Origin of the sequence: Acinetobacter sp. YH01021 (assembly GCF_013420255.1) — a bacterium.
GTDB lineage: Bacteria > Pseudomonadota > Gammaproteobacteria > Pseudomonadales > Moraxellaceae > Acinetobacter.
On record NZ_VOYO01000073.1, the window covers coordinates 1 to 1184 of the forward strand.

A 1184-nucleotide genomic window follows, 5' to 3' on the forward strand; every position below is an offset into this window, starting at 1 on the left:
AGTACCAGCGTACGGCCCACAGAATGATGTCACGCTGAAAATGCCGGCCTTTGAATGGGTTCATGTGCAGCTCCATCAGCAAAAGGGGATGATAAGTTTATCACCACCGACTATTTGCAACAGTGCCAAGCGCGGTGTCCGGAATTTCAGGTTTGTGTCTCTACAAAGACTAACTATCAGAAAAACTCATCGAGCATCAAATGAAACTGCAATTTATTCATATCAGGATTATCAATACCATATTTTTGAAAAAGCCGTTTCTGTAATGAAGGAGAAAACTCACCGAGGCAGTTCCATAGGATGGCAAGATCCTGGTATCGGTCTGCGATTCCGACTCGTCCAACATCAATACAACCTATTAATTTCCCCTCGTCAAAAATAAGGTTATCAAGTGAGAAATCACCATGAGTGACGACTGAATCCGGTGAGAATGGCAAAAGCTTATGCATTTCTTTCCAGACTTGTTCAACAGGCCAGCCATTACGCTCGTCATCAAAATCACTAGCATCAACCAAACCGTTATTCATTCGTGATTGCGCCTGAGCGAGACGAAATACGCGATCGCTGTTAAAAGGACAATTACAAACAGGAATCGAATGCAACCGGCGCAGGAACACTGCCAGCGCATCAACAATATTTTCACCTGAATCAGGATATTCTTCTAATACCTGGAATGCTGTTTTCCCGGGGATCGCAGTGGTGAGTAACCATGCATCATCAGGAGTACGGATAAAATGCTTGATGGTCGGAAGAGGCATAAATGCCGTCAGCCAGTTTAGTCTGACCATCTCATCTGTAACATCATTGGCAACGCTACCTTTGCCATGTTTCAGAAACAACTCTGGCGCATTGGGCTTCCCATACAATCGATAGATTGTCGCACCTGATTGCCCGACATTATCGCGAGCCCATCTATACCCATATAAATCAGCATCCAGGTTGGAATTTAATCGCGGCCTCGAGCAAGACGTTTCCCGTTGAATATGGCTCATAACACCCCTTGTATTACTGTTTATGTAAGCAGACAGTTTTATTGTTCATGATGATATATTTTTATCGGCACTGTTGCAAATAGTCGGTGGTGATAAACTTATCATCCCCTTTTGCTGATGGAGCTGCACATGAACCCATTCAAAGGCCGGCATTTTCAGCGTGACATCATTCTGTGGGCCGTACGCTGGTAC

Annotated in this window: 1 protein-coding gene; it reads right to left on the bottom strand. The window is 44.5% G+C overall.

Translation table 11 applies throughout. The annotated features are described in order from the left end of the window. Positions 1-176: 176 nt before the first annotated feature. The gene (locus FTT86_RS15865; RefSeq protein ID WP_000018326.1) at positions 177-992 is read right to left on the bottom strand and encodes an aminoglycoside O-phosphotransferase APH(3')-Ia; all 816 of its coding nucleotides are present in this window, start codon (positions 990-992) and stop codon (positions 177-179) included. Positions 993-1184 lie beyond the last annotated feature (192 nt).

Coding starts and splice junctions, on each gene's coding strand:
- FTT86_RS15865 (WP_000018326.1), bottom strand. CDS start 992: ATGAGCCATATTCAACGGGAAACGTCTTGCTCGAGGCCGCGATTAAAT.